Below are 18927 nucleotides of genomic sequence, written 5' to 3' on the forward strand. Positions count from 1 at the left end.
AAAAGCAGCTCCTTTATTTTATACTTCTTCTCGACTCGTTCTTATACAAGAAAATAGTAATAATCGTAAGCACTATAATAACTGCAAAAGTAAATACTCTGTAGTTCGAGATAGTAGCAGTACCAATTAACAAGGCAGGTATAACCGCCACAATTAAGCCACCAAACATACCAACAAACGATCCTATACTTTGTTTTACTACTTGAGTTTCTGATACCCAATCATAATAACCAAATCGATTATTAATGAAAATCCCCCATACTGCTGAAAATAATGAATATGTTATCGGTGTTATCACGATGAAAAGAGAGCTCCAAACATCTAGCTTTAACCCGATTATCAGTAATACAGCACTAATAAGTGATGCAGGTATACTCAATGAAAGATTCATAAGAATTTTACTATCATAAATCATCTTTGGCGCTATAGGCAATGATTTAATAATCCATACATTTTTTCCTTCTAAAGACAATGACACACATGTTGTACATGTCATCGAAATCGCTGCTGCAATAGCAAATGGAGCAATCTTTTGCAACAGGGGCTCAATTCCAGGATACGCTATTAATTGGCTTGGTCCTACTACAACTATAGCTAGCGAGAAAGCTAGCGCCATCACGACTCCCATTCCACTATTTATGACATACACTGTAGAAGAGAAGAAACGTTTCAGCTCTTTTTTATACAATGCGACCAATACACTCTCTTTTTTCATGCTATTAATCTCATAATTTGAAAGCATATGATAAGTGGTGATCCCTGTGTTTATTTGCTTATATTTTAACGAAAGTATTTTTACAAAAAGATAATACCAAATCACTGATATCCCCACGAATAAGATGAAAGCTACCATATCAGCATTAACAATTGCTTTTTGAAACATGTTAGCTAATGGATACACTTTAGTTAATTGCTCCGAAACAATTGCACCAATTCCGTTCATATCATTAAGGCTATATTGAGCATTTCCGTTTTTTAGCATAAAGGAACCGAATGTAATAATTACTATAAAACTTAAAATCGTAGTTATTTTATTCGTATTTTTAAATTTAGAAGCGATTGCCGTAATCGAAGCTCCAAAGATTGCTGCGATTGTTGTTGGGATTAAAGATGCTATAAACATACTGATGAACCACATAAAGTAAAAAGAAACTGATGGATTTTCATGTATGCAATACACAACTCCCATTGGTAGCATGATTATGATTGAAAACATTGTATTCAGCAAGTATAAATACAAAAACCTACTTGCAATAACAGTACTTACGCGAATCGGCAATGACATTAAAAAGTCGTAATCCTTAAAAGCAAAAATTTCTCCATTTGCCTTAAATATAGTGAAAAACAACGTTAATACACTGCTAATAACTAGTGCATAGACGGGAATAATTTCACTAATTCCTATTTTTATCAATCCATATGCCGAAGCTCCGCAATATAACATTAACATGACACCAACTAGAGCAATAGATACTGTCAGCAAAATCTTATTCTGCTTCTTTCTCTTATCTTTTTCGTATTTAAAGGTGTTTAAACCGAGCTGCGTTATCAACCGAATTTTCAAAAGACCTAAACTATTAGTATTCATTAGCAAGCTCCTTCATAAAGAGCTCTTCCAATGAGCCTTCCTTTATTAAAGAATTTACTTCTCCTGAAAGTGCTAATTTCCCTCTATTAATCATTGCTACTTTATTACATAACTTCTCAGCTACATCTAAAACGTGCGTAGAAAAGAAAATCGCACTTTCTTTTTCACAAAGCTCTTTCATAATACCTTTCAATACTACGGCTGCCTTTGGATCAAGACCAACGAAAGGTTCATCTAAAACTAATAATTTCGGTTTATGTAAAACCGCCGATATAATCGCTACTTTTTGTTTCATACCGTGTGAATAAGAAGATATTAAGTCCCCTAAGTACGGTGTAATCTCAAAAACATCCCCATACTTCTGTATCTGTTCTTCCCGATCCCTCGCAGGCACTTTAAACACATCCGCAACAAAGTTCAAATATTGAATTCCTGTTAATTGCTCATATAAATCTGGATTATCAGGAATATACGCCATTACTCTCTTACATGCAATCGGATCCTTTTTTACTGAATGTCCATCAACAAAAATTTCACCCTCTTCAAAATCTATAACTCCTACTAACGACTTAATTGTTGTACTTTTCCCCGCACCGTTATGTCCAATAAATCCAAAGATATCCCCTGCTTTAACAGTAATATTCAAATGATCAACTGCTTTCTTACCGTCTTTATATGTCTTGCTAAAATTTATAATTTCTAACATGTAAATCCCCCCAAATCACCTTTTCGATTGAATTTTCAGACCTTAAAACGAAAAATTTACTCAGTGAGCTTTTCATTATTCCCACTGAGTATTAAAATCTCTTAACACATAGAAACTATAAATATAAAATTTGACTAATATAGCTCACATTTGTATTTCTTTTTTATACAAAACGTAAGAATATAAATTCGTTATAATGACAGCAACTACTATAATCCCAAGCATCATATAAGTTCTCCAATCAGCCGGAGCGAAAACACTTATAATCATAATAATTCCTAACGCCACAAATACTTTTCCGCTAAACCGATGTGTTTTCCGCCATACTTCTTCATTACTTAACGTCCATGGATTACGCATCCCAACAAAAAAGTTTGGCTTACACTGTGGTAAATAATTACCCATTACTAAAAATAAAACACCAACTAATAATTCAGGCACCCGATTAATGAATAAGTTATATCCTAATCCACTTGTAATAATATCTATATTTCCTACAAATAGTAGCAATAGTACACCATTATTCATCATCATAAAGGCTTTAGAAAATTTCTCGTAATTTGCTTTTCTTGGATCAATCTTTGGTATCACATTTAGAAATATATATAATGCAATCATAATTCCGACCATAGAAATCATTCCGTAAAATTTAGAAGAATATCCATCTACCTTACCGCCGCTCCAATGCGTTGCAATTGTATCCGGCAAATGTGGCCAAGCAAACGCCCAAGCTAAACAAGTTATAACAATTAATAAGATTGCAAAAAGATGTTTTTTCATTTCCCCTCTTCCCCCTTATTCGTAAATGTAAACACCCAAGTTAATAAATCTTGAAAGACAGTTGTGTTTAAAGAGTACACAACAAATTGCCCTTTCTTTTCATCTTGAATAAGTTCAGCATTTTTAAGTGCGCTTAAGTGGTGTGAAATACTTGGTTTTGTCATATTGAAATGTTCAGCGATTTCACCAGCGGTTAAATCACCTTCTTTTAATAAGTCTAAAATTTTTCGCCTTGTTGGATCTGCTAATGCTTTGAATGCTTGATTCAATGTCTTTCTTCCTTTCGATAATTAGACATTTAGATATTTATCTAAATATTAAACCGATTACTGTTATTTGTCAATTGTATCCAGTGCCCTTTTTACTTTTCTCACTTTTAACCTATACTGTTTACTAGCTTATCTTTCAACATAATGAAAAGACTTGAAACACATGATACACTATAGCTACAATTGTTTTTCTGAGGAGGAATATACATATGTATAAAATTTTAATCGTTGAAGACGATCCAAATATTTCATCATTACTGCAATCTCACATTCAGAAGTACGGTTATGAAGCTGTTGTTGCAGAGAATTTCGATGATATTATGGAATCGTTTAACGCTGTGAAACCACATCTTGTTTTACTTGATGTAAACTTACCGAAATTCGATGGTTTCTATTGGTGCCGTCAAATTCGTCATGAATCTACTTGTCCAATTATTTTCATTTCAGCGCGTGCTGGTGAGATGGAACAAATTATGGCAATTGAAAGCGGTGCGGATGATTACATTACAAAACCATTCCACTACGACGTTGTAATGGCAAAAATTAAAGGACAATTACGCCGTATTTACGGTGATTATGCACCAAATATTTCTGAACGTATCGTTGAAGTAGAAGGTTTAAAACTATTCCCAGAACGTCCTGAAATTCACTTCGGATCTGAACAAGTTCTTTTAACGAAAAAAGAAGCTATTTTAGCTGAAATGTTATTATCTAAATTCCCTCGTACAGCAAGCCGTGAAGATTTATTAGCTGCGCTTTGGGATGACGAAAGCTTCGTTGAAGAAAATACATTAAACGTAAACATTACGCGTCTTCGTAAAAAGTTTAATGAGCTTGGTATTGAGAACTCTATTGAAACAGTACGTGGACTTGGATATCGCTTTAACGCAACTTGGAGTGAATAAGCATGAAGCTATTTTTACGTGATCATTTTGCATTTTTCCTACTGTACGTTTTAAACTTCGGTATCATTTTCGTTCTTTATGATGCAGTAGATGGATTTCAAAACAATAAATTTTATTTCGTCGTTTTAAGTTTATATTTATTTATTTGTTTCCTCGCTTACCGTTACGTTCGCAATCGTAGAATGTACCATAGATTAAGCGAGCAACCAGAGAAAATGGAAGATGCGTTTATTGAAAGAGCAACTGCTCCGATGCCTCACGGTGTAAATGAACTCGTGCGCACGCAATACCGTCTCTTCCAAAAAGAACTACAATCGTATGAAGTAAAACAACAAGAACATCAATTATTCATTAACCACTGGGTACATCAAATGAAGACACCTGTTTCTGTTATGCAGCTTATGGTGCTAGAAATGGAAGACGAGCATTTAATTCCAAAGTTTAAAAAAGAATTAGAGCGTCTAAACCAAGGGCTTGATATGGCTTTATACATGGCTAGGTTAAATAACTTCCATGAAGATTTCCATGTTGAGACGATTTCATTAAAAGATACGGTAACAAAAAATATTAACGGATTAAAAGAACTATTCATTCGTAATGGTGTCTTCCCTGTTTTAGAAGTCCATTCTGATTTAAAAGTTGCTTCTGATGCGAAATGGCTAAAATTTATCATCTATCAGTTAATGACAAATGCTGTTCGTTACTCTGGTGAGCGCGGAAAGAAAGTTTTCTTATCTGCTTACCGAAACGGAAAAGATATTATTTTAGAAGTTCGTGATGAAGGTGTTGGTATTCCACAAGAAGATATTCGAAGAGTATTTGAACCATTTTACACTGGGAAAAACGGTCGCGCATTCGGAGAATCTACTGGTATGGGACTTTATATTGTAAGTAAAATTTGTGATTATTTAGGTCACTCTGTCAAACTAGATTCTGAAGTTGGTAAAGGAACGACGATTAAAATCATCTTCCACAACGCTGCAAATAATCAAGCAGAACATACGGAGAAGGTGACCGAAGCATGATCGTAACATATGCAAGCAAAATGTATGAGAACTCACTCTCATACATTTTTTGCAATACAACTACTTCTATATCTTCTAGCCGGAGGTATAATCTATGACATTTTGGCAATTTGCATTTAAAAACGTCACGCGCAACTCGAGAGCTTATTTTGCTTACTTTGTAAGTAGTTCCTTTTCCATTGCTGTGTTCTTTTCGTTTGCTGTTTACCTATTCCATCCGAAATTACAAAACTTTGACATGACCTCTGAAATTTCAGGGTTAATGATATTTTCAGAAGTAGTAATTGTATTTTTCTCTTTCTTCTTTTTACTATATTCCATTGGTACTTTTTTAAAAGTTAGAAAAAAACAATTTGGTGTTTTGACCATTTTAGGAATATCGAGAAAACAATTACATCGTCTTGTTTTTATGGAGAATATGTTAATCGGGATTTTATCTATCTTTTTCGGCATGCAGTTTGGAGTTGTTTTTTCTCAATTTTTCTTATTAGTAACAGCCAAACTTACGCATGTTCCAGGAATATATTTATACGGTCCTACTAACGCGTTTATTTTAACAACCATTGTTTTCCTTAGTCTTTTTATCATTGTATCTGCATTCACACCAATGCTTATTCGTACAAAAAAAGCGGTACACCTTTTAAAAACAAATGGTGGAAAACAAAAAGAAAGAAAACCATCCATACTTGTTTCATTATTTGGTGCGATTTGTTTATTTGGTGGTTATGCGTTAGCTGGAAATCCTAAATATTTCGTATCAGTAAGCCCGCAAATCGGTGTTATATATATGGTTTCGAGTATTTTCGTTATCCCAATGCTAGTTACAATAGGAACATATTTTTTCTTTTCTCAAATTAGTTTCTTACTTATTTATATTTTAAAGAAAAGAAGAAGATTTTATATGAAACGGATTAATATGCTTTGGATTTCAGATTTAGCAAACCGTATTCGAACGAATATTAATATGCTTTTTATTGTAGCGATGCTATCTACAATTGCTTTCACAATGATCACGTTCCTATATGGATTCGGGAAATTTATTAAGCTAGAGGTGAATAGAACTTCCCCTTTCCCAATTTCTTATTTCTCTTATGATGCGAACCCTTTTGTTACAGAGCATTTAAATTGGCTTGAGCAACAATTACAAAAAGAGCATTTCCCTTATCAAAAAATAAAAGCTGATATATATGAAACACCACTAAAAGAAGATAAAGATATAGCTATTTATAATGACGTATACGCAATTAAGCAAAGTGACTATAACAAACTTGCGAATTCTTTACGAATGAAACAACTATTTATGGATGATAACGAAGCATATGTGTTAACAGGGACATCTTATATCACCATATTCAACGAATTTGAGCAAAGCTACAATAGAGATTACATTACACTCTCTAGTACAAATACGAAATTAAGAGTTAAAGGCTATGAGCATGTAAATGCAATTCCATCTGGCTTTTCATATCAAACGATAGTTTTGCCTGATGTTATCGTAAATAACTTACCTAGCACCGTAAAGCATATATCAGCATACAATTACAAAATTCAAAACTGGGAACAGACATATGAAATTGCTGATAATTTTATAGAAAAGGTACAAAAAGATCGAAATAAATACCAGTATGAAGGGCCTCTTATTCGCTCCTTTGAATCAGCAGGATCGTTATACAAAATAACATCAGGTAGTGCCGCGTACTTCCTAATCGGGACATTTTTAGGAGTTATTTTCTTCATTGGAGCTGGTAGCGTTCTTTACTTTAGAATGTATACGGATTTGACGAACGAACAAGAGAAATATATAACGCTTTCTAAAATCGGTGTAACAGATACAGAGATGAAACGATCTGCAACCATTCAACTTAGTATTTTATTTTTCATTCCGTACATTATGGCATCCATTCATACAATGTTCGCAACAAAAATGCTACAAGATGTAATTGGTTTATCTCTGTTCAAAGAAGTTTCAGCCGTTCTTATTATTTTTGGATTCGTTGAAATCGTATTTTTCTTATTCATTCGTTCACTTTATATGCAAAAATTATCACATTACACGAGTGGACAAAATATTTAAAACAAACTTGATGAAAAGAGTATCTCTCATACGCTTTTCATCTTCACCCTATTAGGAGGTTTAGGTGAATGACATTTTGGCAGTTTGCATTTAAAAACGTCACAAGAAACGCCAGAGCTTATTTCGCCTATTTTGTAAGCAGTGCGTTCTCCATCGCAATCTTTTTCTCATTTGCAGTTTATTTATTTCACCCTAAATTGCATATGACAGACGTGAATTTTTCTCTGAACATATTAATGACAATTTCAGAAGTTGTCATTGTGTTCTTTTCATTTTTCTTTTTACTGTATTCAATCGGGACGTTTTTAAAAGTACGAAAAAAACAGTTCGGGATTTTAACAGTACTTGGCATATCTCAAAAACAATTAAAGCGACTCATATTTATAGAAAATATGTTAATTGGTGCTCTTTCTATATTTTTTGGCATTCAACTTGGACTTGTCTTTTCACAGTTCTTTTTGTTAGTTACCGCTAAAATTACACACGTACCTGGTTTATATTTATATCCGCCTACAAGTGCTATCGTTTTAACTATCATCATCTTTCTCGGGCTCTTCATTCTCGTATCATCTTTTACACCGATGCTCATTCGCACGAGAAAAGCCGTACGTCTTTTAAAAGAAGGAAAACAACAAAAAGAAAGAAAAGCATCCGTGCTCATCTCTCTATTTGGTGCGATCTGTTTAATATGTGGATATGCGTTAGCCGCAAATCCGCTGTATTTTATGTCGCTAGGTGACATAATTGGACTTTTATATGCCGTCTCTAGTATATTTGTCATCCCATCGCTTATTGCAGCTGGAACATACTTTTTCTTTTCACAAATTAGTTTTTTACTTATTCGTATTTTAAAAACACGAAGAACGTTTTATATGAAACGAATTAATATGCTTTGGATTTCTGATCTAGCATCACGTATTCGGACGAATATTAATATGCTCTTTATTGTGGCGATGCTATCGACGCTCGCTTTTACAATGATTACATTCTTATATGGATTCGGGAAATTTACAAAGTTTGATGCGATTAGACAAAATCCTTTCCCGTTTACTTATTTATCGCATACTGAAAATACGTTAGCTGATGAACATTTAAACTGGTTAGAGCAGAAATTTAATGAAGAGCACTTTACTTATACAAAATTTAAAACGGATATATATGAAGTATCTTCGGCTGAAGATAGCACGCAGCTCTATTATGCCATTAAACAAAGTGACTATAATGTACTTGCTAAGGCTTTAAATTGGGAAACGCTCACGGTCAATAAGAATGAATCTTATATTCTTATGAAAGACTTAGATGATCAAGTTATTGGAACGCTCCATAATAAAGAACAGAAAAATACTCTTACACTTACTCAAAACAATTTACAACTACAAGTGAAAGAATATAAAAGTTATAGCCCATTCCCAAACAGCTTAATATACCAATTACTCATACTATCTGATGAAAATGTAGAAGCCTTATCCACCGTTTCCAAACAAATGAGTGTATATAACTTCAAAGTTACAGATTGGGAAAAAGCACATAATATCGGTTCATCGTTTATAACAAAAATCCATAACGATAATGCAGCAATTCAAGCAGAGCATCCACCTTTCCATGCAAGTGAAGCGAGCGATTCTCTATATAAGACAAAACTAAATGTCGCTTCGTTCTTCTTAATTGGTACTTTCCTAGGAGTTATTTTCTTTATCGGTGCTGGCAGTGTTCTTTACTTCCGGATGTATACAGATTTAACAAATGAGCAAGAAAAATATATAACGATTACGAAAATCGGCTTAACTGAGACTGAAATGAAACGTTCAGCGACAATTCAGCTTGCGATTCTTTTCTTCGTACCTTACATTATGGCATCAATCCATACGATGTTTGCGACAAAGATGCTACAAGAAATATTACATCTCTCGTTCTTCGCTGAAATTACAGTCGTACTGTTGATTTTTGGAACAGTTGAAATTTTATTTTTCCTTTTAATTCGTTCCTTTTATATGCAAAAATTATCACAACACATTAAGTTTTAAAAAGTAGAAAGGTGATTACTATGGAAGAAGTATTACACATAAAAAACGTCTCAAAAGTATATGAGGGAAAAGTCCCTCATACTGCTTTAAAAAATATAAATTTACACGTGGATAAAGGGGAATTCGTTGCCATTATGGGACCATCTGGTAGCGGAAAATCTACATTTTTAAACGTTATCTCTACAATCGATTCTCCGACTTCTGGTGATGTCGTGATTAACGGAAAAAAACCGCACACATTTCGTAGAGAGAAGTTAGCTATTTTCCGAAGACAAGAGTTAGGATTTGTTTTCCAAAACTTTAACTTACTAGATACACTAACAATCGGTGAAAATATCGTACTACCTTTAACATTAGATAATGTTCCATTAAAAGAAATGGATGAAAAGCTTGATAACATTTCAAAAAAGCTTGGAATTGATCATATTTTGGACAAACGTATTTTTGAAGTTTCTGGAGGACAAGCACAGCGTACCGCAGTAGCACGTGCTGTTATTCATCATCCTTCACTTCTACTAGCCGACGAACCGACAGGAAACTTAGATTCAAAAGCGGCAATTGACGTAATGGAGTTATTTACGAAATTAAATAAAGAAGAAGATGCAACGATTTTAATGGTTACGCACGATCCGTTTGCAGCAAGTTATTGTAACCGTGTTATTTTTATTAAAGATGGCGAACTTTACAATGAACTGCACCGCGGATTATATCGCGAGAAATTTTATCAAGAAATATTAGATGTTTTAGCATTATTAGGAGGAAGACGTGGATGACATTTTGGCAATTCGCATTTAAAAATGTCTCACGTAATTCGAAAGCATATTTCGCCTACTTTGTAAGTAGTGCGTTTTCTATCATGGTTTTCTTTTCATTTACTGTATACGCGTATCACCCGCGGTTACAAAGTGTACAAAGTTTCCAAGAACGTGATCCTCTAATGAACTTAGCTAGTACAGCACAGCTTGTGATCGTTATGTTCTCGTTCTTCTTTCTCTTATATTCAATTGGAACATTTTTAAATGTACGGAAGCAGCAATTCGGGATACTCACCATTCTCGGTATCTCACAGAGACAATTAAAGAGACTGTTATTTACTGAAAATATGATAATCGGGATATTGTCTATCTTTATCGGCATTCAAGGTGGACTTGTATTTTCTAACTTTTTCTTATTAGTCACTTCGAAATTAACAAGTGCGAAAGGTCTCTATTTATATTGGCCAACAGAAGCGATTATCGTTACAACCGTAACGTTTATCATTTTATTTTTAATCGTTTCTACGTTTACACCAATGTTTATTCGTACTCGAAAAACAGCCCACCTCATTAAAGGGAACAAGAAAATGCCAGCTGAAAAAAGACCATCTATACTCATCTCTTTATTCGCTTTAATTTGTTTAGGGCTATGCTATTATATCGCTGGTTATCCGCAAGGCTACGTAACGGAAAAAAATGTGCAAAATGGATCTGTCTTTTTTATTATGTTATCTATTTTACCGCTCGTAATAGTCGGGACATATTTATTCTTTTCACAAACATTCCTTCTTTTCATCTATATTTTAAAGAAGCGCAGAAAGTTTTATTTGAAACAAATAAATATGTTATGGATTTCAGATTTAGTTTCTCGTACACGCAGTAATATTAATGTACTCTTTATTGTTTCTATGCTATCTGCACTTGCATTTACGATTATTATTGGATTATTCGCCGCTAATAACAATACGAAGGCATCAGTACTAGAGCGATATCCCGTTCCCTTCACGTATACATCAGAAGGTGACAATTCCCTTGAACAAAAGCATATTTCTACAATTGAAACGGAGCTTACAACTAATAATTTTCTTTACAAAAAATATAAGTTTACAGTATTAAAAGATACAGCTTCCAAAGAAGATATTATGCTTATGAAGATGAGTGATTATAACGCAATTGCTAAACAATTGAAAAGACCGGAAATAACAATTGATTCTACAGAAGTGTATATTATTTCTCGCCACTCACCAGAACTTCTCGATCTCGTATCTAATCCATTTGCAAAGCAAAATACGATTACACTTGGATCTAATAAAAAAGAATTTCATATTAAAGGGTTTATTAATAAAGGAATCGAACCATCATTTGCATTCCCTCATTTAGCTGTCGTACAAGATTATGTATTTGATAATATGATTCCTCATATTGAAACAACTGTAATCTATAACTATTTCGTAGAAAACTGGGAAAATGCAATCGTTCCAACAAAAAATATGTTACGTGTTATTAGTGGTGATGCACGTGAGTTCTACGAAAAGCATACTGAAGAGAAAGCTCAAGTTCCTTTCTTCATACATACGGCTACGGATGAACTTATTTACGGTAAAGGAAATGCAGTTGCTCAATTCTTTATTTGGGCATTTCTCGGCTTTATTTTCTTTATCGGTGCGGCTAGTGTTCTATACTTCCGTATGTATAATGACTTAACAACTGAAAGACAAAAGTATATTACGATTACAAAGCTTGGCTTAACTGAATCAGAAATGTTTCGCTCTGCTACCATTCAATTAGGAATTTTATTTTTCGTTCCTTACATCGTTGCTGGTGTTCACACGTTATTTGCGGTTAAGTTTTTACAAAGCATGTTTTCTTTCTCATTACTAAAAGAGACATGTATCGTACTCACCTTTTTCGGGATTATCGAGATTATTTTCTTCTTCTTAATCCGCTCTCTGTACATTAATAAATTATCACAGCATATAAAAATATGAATAAAATGGCCTTGTGCATATTGCACAAGGCCATTTTCAATAGTTTTTAATAATTAGCAGCAATATCCGCCGTAGCCACCAGCATAACCGCCGTAACCACCATAACCACAACCGCCGCCTCCGCCGAAGCAACTAGCACCGATGATAATTAATAAAATAAACAATACGATTAGAAGCGCAAAACCGCCTCCGCACCCATGTCTGCGGTTACAATCATCATGTCTGTGTTCACACTTTTCGCTCATTACTCTATTCCTCCTTTAGTATCATTCATAACAAGTTCACCTTGCTCTAAATGAGGGGATTCCATTTATAGTATGTTTTCAGGGCGAATAGGAAGCTTGGCTTTCTTAAAAACGGGCTTGTTTTCGGAAATGGGCTTCATCAAAAAAAGATACCAATTAAGGTATCTTCTAAATAAACATATTTAATAAAAGTGCAAAACCAAATGCAATAAATGATAACAATGTCTCAAGTACCGTCCACGTTTTAAACGTTTCCTTCACCGTTAATCCTAAATACTCTTTTACAAGCCAGAATCCTGCATCATTTACGTGAGAAAACATTAATGATCCCGCACCTGTTACTATAACGAGCAATTCTAAATTTACACCTGACATGTGCTGAATAACTGGTGAAACAATTCCTGCTGCCGTCGTTAATGCTACTGTTGCTGAACCTGTTGCGATTCGAATTAATCCAGCTACCATGAAAGCTAACACAATTGGTGATAGCGATATATGTTCTGCCATTTGCGCAATCGCTGTTCCAACGCCGCTTTCAATTAATATTTGTTTAAACCCACCGCCTGCACCGATAATTAAAATAATGGAACCGACTGGTAATAAACTTTCATCCGTTAACTTTTTAATCATCTTTTTATTAATCCCTTGTCTTATTCCAAGTAAATAAAATGCTGCGAAACATGAAATAAGTAAAGCAATTACTGGGCTTCCTATAAATACTAAAAATTCAGTTATCTTTTTCGGTAATGAAATATATGGTGCCACTACTGATAAAATCATCAATACAACTGGTAATAAAATAATGAAAAATGAAACTTTACGACTTGGTAAATCTGTTGATACAGTCGTAACTCGAACAAGCTCTGGTTCATTTTCGGGTATAACCCTTTTATGTACCCACTTTGCAAATATCGGTCCTGCGATAATGGCTGCTGGTAACGCGATAAGTAATGAATATAAAAGTACCTTTCCTAAGTTCGCGTTATAAATACCGATTGCTGTCATCGCCCCTGGATGTGGTGGCACAAGCCCGTGCACAATAGATAATCCAGCAATAACAGGTAACGCAATTAATAATATATTTTGCTTCGTCGTTTTTCGAATCGAAATAACAAGTGGTAATAATATGACGATCCCCACTTCAAAAAACACTGGAATCCCTATAACAAAACCTGCAAATAACATAGCCCAAGGTAGTTTCTTCACACCGAAAAATCGAATAAAGAAGTCTGCCACTTGCATGCCCGCCCCTGAATCGGACATCATTTTTCCTAAAATTGTTCCGAGGGCTAAAATACCAACTAGATGCCCTAGTACACTACCAACACCAGTTTCATAGGCAGTCACTATTTTCGTCAAATTCAGTCCAGACATAATAGCTAAAAATAAACTCGCCACTGTTAAACTAATAAATGCATGCCATTTCCACCATGATACCCCTAAAATAACAATTGTGATCGCAAGTAACGTGACGATTAATAAGTATATATCCATCTCTCATTCTCCTTACTTTTATCCCGATTGGTGTGGGCTAATAATTAGTGGGTGATGCCCTCCTCCACTAATTAAAGTTTTACTTTATAAAAAAAGAGGGAACATCCCCTCTTTTTATACGTCATAATTCACTACATAATGCTGCATTTCTGTATTGTAGTAGCCTTCGCTATATTCAATTACTTCGCCAACTTCATCATAAGAATAGCGCATACGTTTTAATAACGCTGTCCCCTCTTTTTCACCTAGCGCTTCTGAAACGAAACTAGGCGCGAGTCCAACAGCGAATTCATCTCTGAAGTTTTCTAAGTGAATGCCTCGGTCTTCAACTAAATCATAAAGCGATTGCAAGTCAAAGTCCGATAAATCTGTACTTGCCATTCCTGCTGAGAAATAGTGCGTATAATGAATGTAAGGTGCATCATTTAACGTATATAAACGTTCAATACGAAAACTCTCCTTGCCGAATAATCGAAATGGCACCGTTCCTTCTTCATTATGAACGATTTCTGCTTTTAGCAATTTCTTTTGTACTTTATATCCTTCTTCCACTAACACTTCTGTAAATTTCTTACCTTTTGACAACTTTGTCGCAGAAGTATTACGGATAACTTTCGTTCCTTTACCGCTTTTCTTTTCTAAATATCCTTCTTGAGCGAGTTCTTTAATTGCATTACGCACTGTAATTTTGCTCACTTTGAACTCTTCTTCTAACTGCGGTTCGGAAGGAATATTCGTATGAATCGCATATACACCATGCAATATTCGATCACGAATAATATTTTTTATTTGTAAATATAATGGTCCTTTTTTCCTCGTTACGTTCACCGTTACACCCACTACCTTTCTACATCACCTACTGATGCCGTCATTGCCCGAAGTATATCCTTCTCTGATGACATTGGCGTATCACCGACGATTGTATGTGCAAGCATTCCAGCTGCTGACGCAAATGAAACAGCTTTCTCTGGTGCAAACTCTTTTATCTCGCCATGAATAATCCCGCTCGTATAAGCATCTCCAGCACCTATTCTATCATATACAGAAAACGTAAGTGTTTTTGCAAAAGTGAACGCACCATCTTTACATATAAATCCGCGAAGCGAGTGTGTATTATCACTATTAATAGAGCGATGTGTACCAGCGATTGTAGCGATATGATATGTTTCAGCCACCTTTGGAATAAGATCAATAAGTTGTGCTTCTCGCTCCGTCTCCTCTGTTTTCATTCCAAGAACGAACATTGCATCTTTTTCATTCATCATAACGATATCAGCAAGAGCCAGCATTTCTTCATAATGTGGTTTCGCCTGCTCATACCCATCTTCTCCCCAAAGAGATGGACGATAGTTGCAATCAAAGACGACAGTGCCTGCGCTTTCTTTCACTGCTTTCGCTAAAGATTTCATATGATGGCGCACCGTATCATTCATCGCAAGTGTAATTCCGCAAAAATGAACGATATCAATTTCCTTTGCGATTTCTTCAAATTGATACATGTCTTCACATGCCGTATTGAAACTACTTTCTAATCGATTCGAATATGTAACGCGGCTTGCACGTGCGCCAAATCCATTTTCTAAAAAGTACATGCCGACATATTTACCGCTTCTTGAAATAAACGGTGACTGAATGCCTAACTTTTGAATATGTGATACCGCCGCATCCCCAACCGAGTTCTCTGGTAAAGTTGAAATAAGAAAGCCTTCATGCCCGAGATGAGAAAGTGCTGCTGCAACGTTCACACCCGTACCAGAAAATGAGTAATTTAATGTGTTAGCTTGCGACAACAACTCATATCCTGGTACTTGCAGGCGCATCATTACTTCGCCGAATGCTGCAATTTTCTTACGCATTTTGATCAACTAGCTTCTTCACTACCGCTAATAATTCGCGAACATCTTCTACTTTCGTATTGCCAGTTTCTTTATCAATAATAGAAGAGTACACGTGCGGGATCACTTGCTCTACATTTGCCTCAAGCGCAATACGTACAATTGTTTCGAAGTTTTCTTTATCAATTCCGCCTGTTGGCTCTAATGCGAATCCTTCTTCCGCACAAGCTTTCGCAACTGCACGATATTCTTCTTCATGAGCTAGCCCTTTCATCGGGAAGTACTTCAATGAATTTCCGCCCATATCACGTACAAGTGCGATCGCTGTTTTAATTGGAACGATTGCTTTTTCTTCTCCAGCCGCACTAATTGGGCCAGTAGAAATATTTACGTAACCTACTTTTCCTGTTGGCGATACTAAACTATTAATCCAGCTATCTTTTTCGCCAAGATTTGCACGTGTCGCTCCAACTGAAGGGAACACTTGGTTAATATGGCTACCAGGATAATGCTTCGCAATTTCAGCGACAACTGCCGCTTGACGATTATCTCCTGCGCCTAGTCCGATTGATACAGCGTCATCAATTTCTTTTCCGTATGCTTTCATCGCTGTAACAGCTTCTTCTACTGTTGGGTAGTCTTTTGATAACACTCCCACTACTACATAACCTTCTGCTGCTTCAAAAATATCTTTCGCATTTCGGGTATTGTTCGCTAATACATTTAATGCTATACGGCCTTTATAAAAACGTTTTTGAATGTTTGTCATTTTAGTTTCCCCCTACAATTTCTCTCAATTTTTCTTCAATCACATGTATGTCATCACCTTGAAGTGGACGTGGATCAATATCAAAGAATCCTTGTCTTACTCCGTAATCACGTGTATAGATTGCGATTTCCCCTTCGCGTAATGCTGTCACAACGCCTTTTGCCGATTTATTTAACTCTTTTTCGTTAATATGAATACGTGCTCTAAAGATTGCTCTTCCCGCTTCATCTTGAACGATCGTTACATTTACACCATTTAATTCTTTTAGCGGCATAAGTACTTGTAACAACTCTTTTTCTTGCTCGCTCTTATCTTCTTTTACTCCGTACTCATCAAGTGCTTGAAGTAAACCAAAAGTTGTTTCTTTCCCAACTTTCATGCTTCTTCCGATGCAATGTAACTGCACTTTCAGCCATTCAATATATTTTCGTTTCCCACCAACAATACCAGAAGTAGGTCCTTCAATTGCCTTTGAACCGCTATAAATAGCAAGATCTGAATACTTCACATATTTTTGAATGTCTTCTTCAGCTGCTGCATCCACGATAAGCGGTACGTTATTTCGCTGCGCAACTTCCCATGCTTCTTCAACAGAAATCATATTTTTTTGCACTGCATGATGTGATTTCACATACAGAATCGCTGCTGTATTTTCACCAATCGCATCTTCAATATGCTCTGCTTTCCCTTCATTTGCGTAGCCAACTTCTACAAGTTTACCGCCGCCTAAATAAATCATCGTTTCAACGGGAGCACCGTATTGAACGTTATGACCTTTTAACATAATCACTTCGTTTTTGGCGATGACCTCTTGATGAAGTCTTTCACTTTTACGACGATTTCCTTCTGTAACGATACCAGCGATAGAAAGTGCAATTCCGCTCGATGCTGAATTTACAACAACCGCTGCCTCTGAATCTAGAATTCTCGCAATATGGTCTCCCGCTTTATCTACTAAATCAGCAATTTCTACATAATTTTGTCCACCATGTTTCATCGCATCCATTACCGTATCTGTAGGAGCAGATACACCTAAAATACTCATTCTACCGCTCGCATTAATTACTCTTTTTAATCCATACTTAGCATTCAATGAATGACCCATTGATTACAACCCCTTTCGTATCAATTCTTCTTTCAGCAACGCGCTGATCCCCTTCTGAATCAATTAACGTAACCTTCTCATCTTTCACCGTAAATAAAGTTAAGTTTGCAATATCGCCTTCTTGAATGCGGCCAAGCTCTGGTTTTTTCAGCCACTCTGCTGCATTTTTCGTAACCGCGTCAATTACTTCTTCTAGCGGATAACCTAAGTAAAGGAATTTCGAAAGAACATGGGCCATACTATACACCGGACCATGCACACGATTCTTCCGGTAAATATCTGTACTAATCGTATTAAAGATGATATCGTGACGCTTCGCAGCCTCTGCTACTTTAAAAGAAAAACTAGCATTGCCGTGACCAACATCTAAATGAACACCGCGCTTCACTGCATCTAGTAATACAGGTAGCGGTTTGCCTTCTTCATCAAATAAATTATTTTCTTTCCCGTTTAAGTAATGTGTAATGACATCATCTTTTTCTAAAAGAGGTACAACTTCCTCAATGCGAGGAGGCGCTGAACCGATATGTACCATAATCGGTAATGATGTTTCACGAGATAACGAGCGTGCAACATGAAGCGGTTCAATTCCGCTATCACAAACGACACTTTTACTCATTCTCGCCTTTAACCCAACGATTACATCTTTATACTTTTCTACTGCTTCTATCACTTTCTCTTTATCGATCCATTCCATATTGGATAATTCATCAATTCGTTTCAAACCGATGCAAGAAATATTTAAAAAGGCAAATAAATTCGTTTTTGCCTGCTCCCTACTTTTTACTAAATCTGCAATACGATCAGCTCCGCAGCTGCCCGCATCAACAATTGTCGTTACCCCTCGCTTAACGCCAATTTCATCCACCTCATCGCCATACGGATCAAACTCCGGAAAAGCATGAACATGTAAATCAATCCAGCCGCTCGATACGTAAGTACCTGAGTAATCAAGAACCTTTCCACCTTCGCCAGCACCAGCTTTCGTCACCTGTGCGATTTTATTATTTTCAATTACAATGTCAATCTCTTCCCCGTTCACACGTTTCACATTACGTAGTACGAATCGTTCTGTCATTGTATTTCCACCCTTTTCTATAAGAAGCCATAAGAATACGCTTACATTAAAATTTCATTTTATGTCTCTTTCACACGTTTAGCGTAACACAAAAAAAGGGAGAAGTAAATATAACGTTATAATGTTTGAAAGTGAATAAAAAGATGCTCCTCCAAAATGGTAATAGTATAGGAAATTATATCAACGATTTTTTGAATATATCTATCATAACTTACAATATATCAACGATTTTTCAATTATATCTATCATAACTTATAATATATCAACGATTCGACAAGGAATATCGA

General features: G+C 35.5%; 17 protein-coding genes. 6 read left to right on the top strand and 11 right to left on the bottom strand.

What is annotated here, in order from left to right; all coding sequences use genetic code 11:
* Positions 1-13 precede the first annotated feature (13 nt).
* From EBQ15_RS04765 to EBQ15_RS04780, 4 genes are all read right to left on the bottom strand, one after another.
* On the bottom strand, positions 14-1588 hold the full coding sequence (locus EBQ15_RS04765; protein WP_001095691.1) for a hypothetical protein: 1575 nt from the start codon (positions 1586-1588) through the stop codon (positions 14-16).
* Positions 1578-2294, bottom strand: coding sequence for an ABC transporter ATP-binding protein (locus tag EBQ15_RS04770; RefSeq protein WP_000889757.1), 717 nt, complete (start codon positions 2292-2294; stop codon positions 1578-1580). The genes EBQ15_RS04765 and EBQ15_RS04770 overlap by 11 nt, the downstream gene beginning before the upstream one ends.
* A gap of 144 nt (positions 2295-2438) precedes the next feature.
* Complete coding sequence (locus tag EBQ15_RS04775; RefSeq protein WP_000716347.1) at positions 2439-3074, bottom strand: SdpI family protein; 636 nt, start codon at positions 3072-3074, stop codon at positions 2439-2441.
* Entirely contained in the window at positions 3071-3343 is a 273-nt protein-coding gene (locus tag EBQ15_RS04780; protein ID WP_001070531.1) for an autorepressor SdpR family transcription factor, read from the bottom strand. Before EBQ15_RS04780 ends, EBQ15_RS04775 begins: the two co-directional genes overlap by 4 nt.
* A 209-nt stretch (positions 3344-3552) precedes the next feature.
* Between EBQ15_RS04780 and EBQ15_RS04785 the strand changes: the two genes are divergently transcribed.
* From EBQ15_RS04785 to EBQ15_RS04810, 6 genes are all read left to right on the top strand, one after another.
* Positions 3553-4248 (top strand): response regulator transcription factor, encoded by a 696-nt coding sequence (locus EBQ15_RS04785; RefSeq protein WP_000276738.1) that lies wholly within the window; start codon positions 3553-3555, stop codon positions 4246-4248.
* 2 nt (positions 4249-4250) lie between these two features.
* Positions 4251-5273, top strand: a complete 1023-nt coding sequence (locus tag EBQ15_RS04790; RefSeq protein WP_000765341.1) for a sensor histidine kinase — start codon at positions 4251-4253, stop codon at positions 5271-5273.
* A 94-nt stretch (positions 5274-5367) separates the two neighbouring features.
* On the top strand, positions 5368-7347 hold the full coding sequence (locus EBQ15_RS04795) for an ABC transporter permease (protein WP_000145056.1): 1980 nt from the start codon (positions 5368-5370) through the stop codon (positions 7345-7347).
* A gap of 68 nt (positions 7348-7415) precedes the next feature.
* Positions 7416-9371, top strand: a complete 1956-nt coding sequence (locus tag EBQ15_RS04800; protein ID WP_000144972.1) for an ABC transporter permease — start codon at positions 7416-7418, stop codon at positions 9369-9371.
* A 20-nt stretch (positions 9372-9391) separates the two neighbouring features.
* Positions 9392-10144 carry an ABC transporter ATP-binding protein gene (locus EBQ15_RS04805; RefSeq protein WP_000393250.1) on the top strand — a complete coding sequence of 251 codons (753 nt, stop codon included), beginning with the start codon at positions 9392-9394 and terminating at the stop codon, positions 10142-10144.
* A complete protein-coding gene (locus EBQ15_RS04810; RefSeq protein WP_000144953.1) occupies positions 10141-12114 on the top strand; it encodes an FtsX-like permease family protein in 1974 nt (657 codons plus the stop codon). Before EBQ15_RS04805 ends, EBQ15_RS04810 begins: the two co-directional genes overlap by 4 nt.
* 53 nt (positions 12115-12167) lie before the next feature.
* On the opposite strand, the gene EBQ15_RS04815 is transcribed toward EBQ15_RS04810, so the two are convergent.
* The 7 genes from EBQ15_RS04815 to EBQ15_RS04845 form a co-directional block, all read right to left on the bottom strand.
* On the bottom strand, positions 12168-12359 hold the full coding sequence (locus EBQ15_RS04815) for a YjcZ family sporulation protein (RefSeq protein WP_001290392.1): 192 nt from the start codon (positions 12357-12359) through the stop codon (positions 12168-12170).
* A gap of 168 nt (positions 12360-12527) precedes the next feature.
* Positions 12528-13853, bottom strand: coding sequence for a gluconate permease GntP (gene gntP, locus EBQ15_RS04820; RefSeq protein ID WP_000356198.1), 1326 nt, complete (start codon positions 13851-13853; stop codon positions 12528-12530).
* Positions 13854-13967: 114 nt separating this feature from the next.
* The gene (locus tag EBQ15_RS04825; protein WP_000539263.1) at positions 13968-14693 is read right to left on the bottom strand and encodes a GntR family transcriptional regulator; all 726 of its coding nucleotides are present in this window, start codon (positions 14691-14693) and stop codon (positions 13968-13970) included.
* Complete coding sequence (locus EBQ15_RS04830; protein ID WP_001227495.1) at positions 14693-15709, bottom strand: sugar kinase; 1017 nt, start codon at positions 15707-15709, stop codon at positions 14693-14695. The genes EBQ15_RS04825 and EBQ15_RS04830 overlap by 1 nt, the downstream gene beginning before the upstream one ends.
* Complete coding sequence (dagF, locus tag EBQ15_RS04835; RefSeq protein WP_000181898.1) at positions 15702-16457, bottom strand: 2-dehydro-3-deoxy-phosphogluconate aldolase; 756 nt, start codon at positions 16455-16457, stop codon at positions 15702-15704. The genes EBQ15_RS04830 and dagF overlap by 8 nt, the downstream gene beginning before the upstream one ends.
* Before the next feature lies 1 nt (position 16458).
* Positions 16459-17562 (bottom strand): DgaE family pyridoxal phosphate-dependent ammonia lyase, encoded by a 1104-nt coding sequence (locus EBQ15_RS04840; protein ID WP_000510108.1) that lies wholly within the window; start codon positions 17560-17562, stop codon positions 16459-16461.
* A complete protein-coding gene (locus tag EBQ15_RS04845) occupies positions 17540-18640 on the bottom strand; it encodes an amidohydrolase/deacetylase family metallohydrolase (protein WP_000139969.1) in 1101 nt (366 codons plus the stop codon). Before EBQ15_RS04845 ends, EBQ15_RS04840 begins: the two co-directional genes overlap by 23 nt.
* Positions 18641-18927: the final 287 nt, after the last annotated feature.

Source organism: Bacillus sp. 2D03 (assembly GCF_003946765.1).
Taxonomy (GTDB): Bacteria; Bacillota; Bacilli; order Bacillales; family Bacillaceae_G; genus Bacillus_A; species Bacillus_A cereus.

What these genes read in the sequence shown, in the direction of transcription:
- EBQ15_RS04765 (WP_001095691.1), bottom strand. Translation starts at nt 1,588, where the DNA reads ATGAATACTAATAGTTTAGGTCTTTTGAAAATTCGGTTGATAACGCAG.
- EBQ15_RS04770 (WP_000889757.1), bottom strand. Translation starts at nt 2,294, where the DNA reads ATGTTAGAAATTATAAATTTTAGCAAGACATATAAAGACGGTAAGAAA.
- EBQ15_RS04775 (WP_000716347.1), bottom strand. Translation starts at nt 3,074, where the DNA reads ATGAAAAAACATCTTTTTGCAATCTTATTAATTGTTATAACTTGTTTA.
- EBQ15_RS04785 (WP_000276738.1), top strand. Translation starts at nt 3,553, where the DNA reads ATGTATAAAATTTTAATCGTTGAAGACGATCCAAATATTTCATCATTA.
- EBQ15_RS04790 (WP_000765341.1), top strand. Translation starts at nt 4,251, where the DNA reads ATGAAGCTATTTTTACGTGATCATTTTGCATTTTTCCTACTGTACGTT.
- EBQ15_RS04795 (WP_000145056.1), top strand. Translation starts at nt 5,368, where the DNA reads ATGACATTTTGGCAATTTGCATTTAAAAACGTCACGCGCAACTCGAGA.
- EBQ15_RS04800 (WP_000144972.1), top strand. Translation starts at nt 7,416, where the DNA reads ATGACATTTTGGCAGTTTGCATTTAAAAACGTCACAAGAAACGCCAGA.
- EBQ15_RS04805 (WP_000393250.1), top strand. Translation starts at nt 9,392, where the DNA reads ATGGAAGAAGTATTACACATAAAAAACGTCTCAAAAGTATATGAGGGA.
- EBQ15_RS04810 (WP_000144953.1), top strand. Translation starts at nt 10,141, where the DNA reads ATGACATTTTGGCAATTCGCATTTAAAAATGTCTCACGTAATTCGAAA.
- EBQ15_RS04815 (WP_001290392.1), bottom strand. Translation starts at nt 12,359, where the DNA reads ATGAGCGAAAAGTGTGAACACAGACATGATGATTGTAACCGCAGACAT.
- gntP (WP_000356198.1), bottom strand. Translation starts at nt 13,853, where the DNA reads ATGGATATATACTTATTAATCGTCACGTTACTTGCGATCACAATTGTT.
- EBQ15_RS04830 (WP_001227495.1), bottom strand. Translation starts at nt 15,709, where the DNA reads ATGCGTAAGAAAATTGCAGCATTCGGCGAAGTAATGATGCGCCTGCAA.
- dagF (WP_000181898.1), bottom strand. Translation starts at nt 16,457, where the DNA reads ATGACAAACATTCAAAAACGTTTTTATAAAGGCCGTATAGCATTAAAT.
- EBQ15_RS04840 (WP_000510108.1), bottom strand. Translation starts at nt 17,562, where the DNA reads ATGGGTCATTCATTGAATGCTAAGTATGGATTAAAAAGAGTAATTAAT.
- EBQ15_RS04845 (WP_000139969.1), bottom strand. Translation starts at nt 18,640, where the DNA reads ATGACAGAACGATTCGTACTACGTAATGTGAAACGTGTGAACGGGGAA.